Source organism: Bacillus sp. P4_E1, from assembly GCF_056401715.1.
Genome location: NZ_JBFUIV010000016.1, coordinates 103274 through 110349 on the forward strand (window position 1 = coordinate 103274; position 7076 = coordinate 110349).

General features: G+C 34.6%; 8 protein-coding genes. 7 read left to right on the plus strand and 1 reads right to left on the minus strand.

What is annotated here, in order from left to right; all coding sequences use genetic code 11:
* Positions 1-111: 111 nt before the first annotated feature.
* From asnB to AC1DS7_RS21035, 7 genes are all read left to right on the plus strand, one after another.
* Positions 112-2013, plus strand: a complete 1902-nt coding sequence (gene asnB, locus AC1DS7_RS21005; RefSeq protein ID WP_088039315.1) for an asparagine synthase (glutamine-hydrolyzing) — start codon at positions 112-114, stop codon at positions 2011-2013.
* A 91-nt stretch (positions 2014-2104) separates the two neighbouring features.
* Complete coding sequence (locus tag AC1DS7_RS21010; protein WP_476999181.1) at positions 2105-2464, plus strand: GNAT family N-acetyltransferase; 360 nt, start codon at positions 2105-2107, stop codon at positions 2462-2464.
* Between the two features lie 45 nt (positions 2465-2509).
* Complete coding sequence (locus tag AC1DS7_RS21015; RefSeq protein ID WP_012260872.1) at positions 2510-2845, plus strand: hypothetical protein; 336 nt, start codon at positions 2510-2512, stop codon at positions 2843-2845.
* Positions 2846-2951: 106 nt separating this feature from the next.
* Entirely contained in the window at positions 2952-3953 is a 1002-nt protein-coding gene (locus AC1DS7_RS21020) for an N-acetylmuramoyl-L-alanine amidase (RefSeq protein ID WP_476999182.1), read from the plus strand.
* Positions 3954-4187: 234 nt separating this feature from the next.
* The gene (locus AC1DS7_RS21025; protein WP_002127211.1) at positions 4188-5150 is read left to right on the plus strand and encodes an ABC transporter substrate-binding protein; all 963 of its coding nucleotides are present in this window, start codon (positions 4188-4190) and stop codon (positions 5148-5150) included.
* 132 nt (positions 5151-5282) lie between these two features.
* A complete protein-coding gene (gene dat / locus AC1DS7_RS21030; protein ID WP_476999183.1) occupies positions 5283-6158 on the plus strand; it encodes a D-amino-acid transaminase in 876 nt (291 codons plus the stop codon).
* 98 nt (positions 6159-6256) lie between these two features.
* Positions 6257-6904 carry a nitroreductase family protein gene (locus AC1DS7_RS21035; RefSeq protein ID WP_002012699.1) on the plus strand — a complete coding sequence of 216 codons (648 nt, stop codon included), beginning with the start codon at positions 6257-6259 and terminating at the stop codon, positions 6902-6904.
* A 66-nt stretch (positions 6905-6970) separates the two neighbouring features.
* Here the strand turns inward: AC1DS7_RS21035 and AC1DS7_RS21040 are convergent, their stop codons facing one another.
* The gene (locus AC1DS7_RS21040; RefSeq protein ID WP_216101133.1) at positions 6971-7075 is read right to left on the minus strand and encodes an IS3 family transposase; all 105 of its coding nucleotides are present in this window, start codon (positions 7073-7075) and stop codon (positions 6971-6973) included.
* Position 7076: the final 1 nt, after the last annotated feature.

The window sequence follows — 7076 nt, forward strand, 5'->3', positions numbered from 1 at the left end:
GAGTGAGTTTTTTATAGTTTTTGGTCGCCATATTCAGTTGATTATGCTAGTATAAATAGGGTTGATATAGTAGTATTGAGACAGAATGAAAACTGAAAGAGGGTAAGAAGTATGTGTGGTTTTGTAGGATGTTTATGTGAAAACCCTAGAGAGTTTTCAGAAACAGAAAAACATCAATTTGAAAATATGAACACGATGATTTTCCACCGCGGTCCAGATGACGAAGGATATTTTCGTGATGAACATGTACAATTTGGCTTCCGCCGTTTAAGTATCATTGACTTAGAGGCAGGACATCAGCCGTTAACTTATGAAAATGATCGATATGTAATTATTTTTAATGGTGAAATTTACAATTATGTAGAACTACGTGAAATGTTACTTGAAAAAGGTGCAACTTTTGCTACACAATCTGATACAGAAGTTATCATTGCATTGTATGCACATATGAAAGAAAAATGTGTAGACTACCTTCGTGGTATGTTCGCATTTATGATTTGGGATCGTGAAGAAAAGACACTTTTCGGTGCACGTGACCACTTCGGTATTAAGCCTTTATACATCGCACAACAAGGTGATACTACATTCTTCGCATCTGAGAAGAAAAGTATTATGCATGTAATGGAAGACAAAGGGGTAAACCCAAAGTCACTACAACACTACTTTACGTACCAATATGGTCCAGAGCCAGAAACATTAACAATTGATGTTAACAAAATTGAGCCTGGTCATTACTTCGTAAAAGAAATCGGTAAAGAGATGGAAATCCATCGCTACTGGAATCCTTATTTCAACGCTTCAAGCGCAACGAAAGAGGAGCATATCCAAGCAATTCGTGATGTATTATACGATTCTGTAAAAGTACATATGCGTAGTGATGTACCAGTAGGTTCTTTCTTATCTGGTGGTATCGATTCATCTATTATTGCTTCTATCGCAAGAGAAATGAATCCAAATCTATTAACATTCTCTATTGGTTTCGAACAACGCGGTTTCAGTGAAGTTGATGTTGCGAAAGAAACTGCTGAGAAATTAGGAGTTAAAAACCATAACGTATTCATTACAGCGCAAGAATTTATGGATGAGTTCCCAAAAATCATTTGGCATATGGATGATCCTTTAGCGGATCCAGCAGCTGTACCATTGTATTTCGTTGCGAAAGAAGCGCGTAAACATGTAACGGTTGTTCTTTCTGGTGAAGGTGCAGACGAGCTATTTGGTGGATATAACATTTATCGTGAGCCAAACTCGTTAAAAATGTTCTCTTACATTCCTAGCCCAGGAAAGAGTGTTCTAAAGGCATTAAGTGGTGCTCTTAAAGAAGGGTTTAAAGGAAAAAGCTTCTTAGAGCGTGGATGTACGCCAATCGAAGAGCGTTACTATGGAAATGCGAAAATCTTCCGTGAAGAAGAGAAAGCTGAATTAATGAAGTATTACGATGAAAGTGTTAACTATATGGATATCACGAAACCATTGTATAACGAAATTAAAGATTATGATGATGTAAGTAAAATGCAGTACATTGATATGTTCACATGGTTACGCGGCGATATTTTATTAAAAGCTGATAAAATGACGATGGCAAATTCATTAGAACTTCGTGTACCGTTCTTAGATAAAGAAGTATTTGACGTTGCATCTAAAATTCCGACAGAATTAAAAATTGCAAACGGAACAACGAAAGCTATATTACGTGAAGCTGCTCGTGGAATTGTTCCGGATCACGTGTTAGATCGTAAAAAGCTTGGATTCCCAGTACCAATTCGTCACTGGTTAAAAGATGAAATGCACGATTGGGCTGTAAATATTATTAAAGAAAGCAAAACTGAGCATTTAATCGAAAAACAGTATGTATTAAACTTACTGGAAGCACATTGTGCAGATAAAGGCGATTATAGCCGTAAAATTTGGACTGTACTTGCGTTTATGGTATGGCATCAAATTTATGTTGAGCATAAATACGATACGAATAAGTTCCACGAAGAAACAAAGCGTGCGTATAGCTTAGTTTAATAAAAAACCTTAAGGTCGCATTCGATCTTAAGGTTTTTTTCATAAATTGCATTTATTATTGATACAATAATAGTAAAAGGATGGACAACATATGATTACGTTTGAGAAAGTAAATACAGAAAATAAAAGCGCTGTAAAAGAAATGTTTCACTCACACAGCTTAGATGAGAAAAAGGTTCAGCATTGTGTAAAAGTTGATGATACATATATTGGTGTAATAGATTATAGCGTTCAAGAAGAGAGTGCTATTTTGTCACAGTTAATTATTCATTTTGATTATCAAGGTTATGGATACGGGACAAATACGTATTTTACATTTGAAGAAATGATGAAACAGAGAAATGTGAAAGAAATAAAAGTATTGCAAGAAATGTTTACGGAACAAGCTAAGTCTTTCATAGAGGGATCTGGTTTTATTGAGGAAAATGGGATATATGTAAAGAAAATATAGTGAATATTGATTAGGTGATGATATGAATATAAGGTAGGTGGACGTATGACGATAACTTCTGGTCTTGTATTAGTTGGAGGTTGTTTTATAGTAGCAGAACTATGCCAGACTTTTATTCGGAAAAGAATGTATAAGAAGAGAAGACCATATGAATTACAATATATTCCCGTATTTTTAATTTTGTTTTGTATGCTATTTGTATTGCAAAACATAACGTATTTCCCACCTCTTTTGAACATCTTTTTGAAGTTTGGGTTGCTATATAGCGGCGGTGGGATATTTCTTTTATTTCTTTTATTTTGCATACGTTACATCCATTATCAATCGTATATATTCATTTTAAATTGGCTAAAGCAAAGCGATAGAAACCGCCTTACATAAGGGGGTTTTTTTATTTGTACTTGTAACGGAACTTGTACAATTAACATAAAATAGGACGAGTAGAAATGAAAGCTTATTACAATAAAGAAAGGAACGAAAAAGATATATGAAACTTGTTATAGACGCAGGGCATGGTGGATATGATTCTGGTGCTGTTGGTAATGGGTTAGTGGAAAAAGAGTTAACACTTCAAATTGCTAGACGTGTACGAGATATTTTATCTGCAAATTATCCAATCAATATTAAAATGACACGTGATAGTGATGTGTTTATCTCTTTATCAGAACGTGCTAATATTGCTAATTCATTTGGTGCAGATTATTTTATCTCATTTCACATTAATAGTGGCGGTGGCACTGGATTTGAAAGTTATATTTACAATGCGCTATCTAATAGTAGTTCCGCATATGAAAAGCAACAAAAAATGCATGCAGCAGTCAATCCTGTATTAACAAAATATGGTCTTCGTGATCGAGGGGCAAAAAAAGCAAATTATGCGGTACTAAGGGAGACTGCAATGGATGCAATTTTAACTGAGACTGCTTTTATTGATACAACATTTGATGCTAATTTATTGAAAAATCCACAATTTATCGAAGATCTAAGTCAAGCATATGCAAACGGAATAGCAGCTATTTTTGGAGTAGCTCCAAATCCGAATCCTCCAAATCCACAACCTCCAAATCCTCAGCCAACACCACTAACGAAGGGGATTGCTTATATCCTTGGGAAAAATGTGAATTTAAGAAGTGGCCCATCAACGTCTTCTTCAGTTATTCGTCAACTAAACGCCCCAGAATCGTATGTCGTATATCAGGAAAGTAACGGATGGTTAGACTTAGGAAATGGACAATGGGTGTATAATGACCCTTCGTACATTAATTTTGTAAAGACGAGCAATAGTGATGGAAGTCCAATTGGTGTCGCTTATATAAAAGGAACGAATGTGAACTTAAGAAGTGGTCCATCAACATCTGCTTCAGTTATTCGTAAATTAAATAATCCAGAATCTTATTTAGTATATATTAATCAAAACGGTTGGTTGAACCTTGGTGGAAATCAATGGGTGTATAATGATCCATCATATATTAAATATAATCAATATTAGGAAATGAGTTTATAATGTAATATGAATGCGTATTTATGTATAACGTAGATACGCATTTTAAGAACGTTTATTATTTTCATACTTATACACTTTATTTTAAAAATAAACATTTGAATAGCGGATAGAATCTAAAATGTATATATTGAAAAAGTTTTCTGATATACATTGACAATGTATGTAATATACATTAATCTTTAATTGTTAATGATAATCGATTTCATCTAGGGAGGACATATGGTACATAGTAAAAAAATATTTATGTTCTGCATTATGATACTTATGGTAATAATCGCAGGGTGTAGCAAAGAAGAGAAAAAAGAAAATGATACATCGGCTAAAGCAAAAGATTCGTATACTGTAAAGCATGCAATGGGTGAAACAACAGTAAATGGTACACCTAAAAAAGTAGTTGTTTTAACAAATGAGGGTGCGGAGGCGCTTTTAGCTGTCGGAGTAACACCAGTTGGAACTACAAAACCACGTGCTGGTGATGAATGGTATCCTCATTTAGCGAAAGATTTAAAAGATACGAAAGTTGTAGGTACTGAGCGTGATATTAATTTAGAGGCAGTTATGAAGCTTAAGCCAGATTTAATTATCGGGAATAAAATGCGTCATGAAAAAATATATGAGCAATTGAACGAAATAGCGCCAACTGTGTACGCTGAAACATTGCGCGGGGATTGGAAAGAAAACTTTACACTCTATACAAAAGCTGTAAATAAAGAAAAAGAAGGGCAAAAGGCTCTTGAAGATTATAAAAAACGTATTGAAGGAATGAAAGAGAAGTTAGGAGATAAATTGAATTCTAAAGTTTCTATTATTCGCTTCGTACCAGGTGACGTTCGTATTTATCAGAAAAACTCATTCTCAGGTGCTGTTTTAAATGATATTGGATTTAAGCGACCACCACTACAAGATAAAGATGAGTTTGCGATAAAAGGAATTACAAAAGAGCAAATTCCGAATATGGATGGGGACTACATATTCTACTTCACATCTGATAAAGATGCAGATAAGAATAACGAAGGAACCACGTTAGCAAAAGAATGGACAGAAGACCCACTCTTTAAGCAGCTGCAGGCTTCTAAAGACAATAAAGTATTCCAAGTGGATGAAGTAATTTGGAATACAGCAGGCGGTATTAAAGCTGCAAACTTAATGCTAGATGATATTGAAAAATATTTTTTGAAATAAATGAATGGTTGAGTGCATCACTTTAAATAGGTGATGTACTTTTTTTGTTTAGTTAAATACAGAAAATTCCTTCTTTTAAGTGTGGATAAGTTGTACAATAAAATCAATTATGGAATAAAGGAGTGGGAAGGAATGAAAGCTACTCATAAAGATTGGATTTTATTTAACGGAAGAATTGTGAATACGAAGGAAGAACAGCCGATGGTCCCATTAGAGGAGAGGGGCTTTCAATTTGGTGATGGTATATATGAGGTGTTTAGGTTATATGATGGGAAGCCACATTTATTGGATTTACATTTGGAACGATTTTTTAATTCTATGGAAGAAATAAAACTAATTCCATCGTTTACTAAAGAAGAGTTAGTGGAAGAGTTACATCAAATGATTGAAAAAAATCAATTTCAAGAAGATGGGAATGTGTATCTTCAAATATCACGTGGTGCTCAAGCTCGAAATCATGTGTATGAAAAAGATTTACAACCAACATATTTTGCGAATATTGTTTTGTTTCCAAGACCTACCGCTACTATGGAACAAGGAATAAAGGTTACTGTAGAAGAGGATATACGCTGGAAGTTCTGTCATATAAAATCTTTAAACCTTCTACCTAATATCATGATTAAAAATAAAATAAACGAGCAAGGGTATCAAGAAGCGATATTAGTACGAGATGGAGTTGTAACAGAAGGGTGTCATTCGAATTTCTTTATGGTGAAAAATAATAAATTAATTACACATCCGGCCGATAATTTCATTCTACACGGCATTACTCGTCACTACGTTATTACATTAGCGAAAGCTTTACATATTGAAGTAGAAGAGCGTGAATTCTCATTGCAAGAAGTATACGAGGCTGACGAATGTTTCTTTACAGCGACACCACTTGAAATGTTCCCTGTTGTTCAAATTGGTGATGAGAAGTTTGGAAGCGGCGAAAGAGGACCAATTACGAAAAAACTACAAGCTGCATATGAAGAAAGTATTAGTTTGTTTAAAGTGACAAATTAATAATGAGGGAAAAAGCTGGTATTCCCCCAGCTTTTTTTCATGATATAATTCAACCATAGGACAAGTTTTGAAAACGCTGTAAAAAGGGGATTTAATATATGAATTATGAAGATTTTAAAGAAGTAATTCACGGTAGACGAAGTGTTAGAAAGTTTACAGAACAAGAAGTATCCACTAGTGATATAAAAGAAATTATTGATTGTGCTCGTTATGCACCGAGTGATACGAACTCACAAACGTGGGAGTTCTTGGTCATTATGAACCGAGAGAAAATTAAAGAAATTGAACAAATGACATGGGATGCATTACATAAACTTGCGGCAAAAGCAGCAGAAAATGGAGAAGAGAAAGCAGGGAAATTACTTACACGTTCTTTCGGTCCATATGCGACAGCTTTCTCTGAGGCGCCAGTATTAATCGTATGTTTGGCAACACCATATGAATCAAAGTTTCGTGAAAAGATATTTGATCCAATTGCCTTCGTTCCTGATTCAGTATGGGAAGAGGAAGGAATTAAGAGTAGCTGTTTAGCAGCACAAAACTTAATGTTGGCTGCACATGCGAGAGGACTGGGTACTTGTCCAATGACMGGACCTGTATTATTAGCTCAAGATGAACTGCGACAATATTTACAAATTGAGCCTCAAAAACAAATTAATATGGTAATTTCACTCGGGTTTCCGAAAGATAAGCCGAAGAAACTTTCTCGAAAAGAAGTTGATGAGATTACAACATTTATTTTCTAAATGTTATGTAGAAAAGACATTGAAATGTGGTCTTATCCCCGTCAAGTAGACAGCTTTAAAAAAAGACTAAGCAGCCATTGAGATTCGATATTCAATCGGAGCTCGATGATTGAGTCGTTTTTGGAATCGTTTGTAGTTATAATGATAGATGTATGTTTCAATTGCTTGAATC

What these genes read in the sequence shown, in the direction of transcription:
- asnB (WP_088039315.1), top strand. Translation starts at nt 112, where the DNA reads ATGTGTGGTTTTGTAGGATGTTTATGTGAAAACCCTAGAGAGTTTTCA.
- AC1DS7_RS21010 (WP_476999181.1), top strand. Translation starts at nt 2,105, where the DNA reads ATGATTACGTTTGAGAAAGTAAATACAGAAAATAAAAGCGCTGTAAAA.
- AC1DS7_RS21015 (WP_012260872.1), top strand. Translation starts at nt 2,510, where the DNA reads ATGACGATAACTTCTGGTCTTGTATTAGTTGGAGGTTGTTTTATAGTA.
- AC1DS7_RS21020 (WP_476999182.1), top strand. Translation starts at nt 2,952, where the DNA reads ATGAAACTTGTTATAGACGCAGGGCATGGTGGATATGATTCTGGTGCT.
- AC1DS7_RS21025 (WP_002127211.1), top strand. Translation starts at nt 4,188, where the DNA reads ATGGTACATAGTAAAAAAATATTTATGTTCTGCATTATGATACTTATG.
- dat (WP_476999183.1), top strand. Translation starts at nt 5,283, where the DNA reads ATGAAAGCTACTCATAAAGATTGGATTTTATTTAACGGAAGAATTGTG.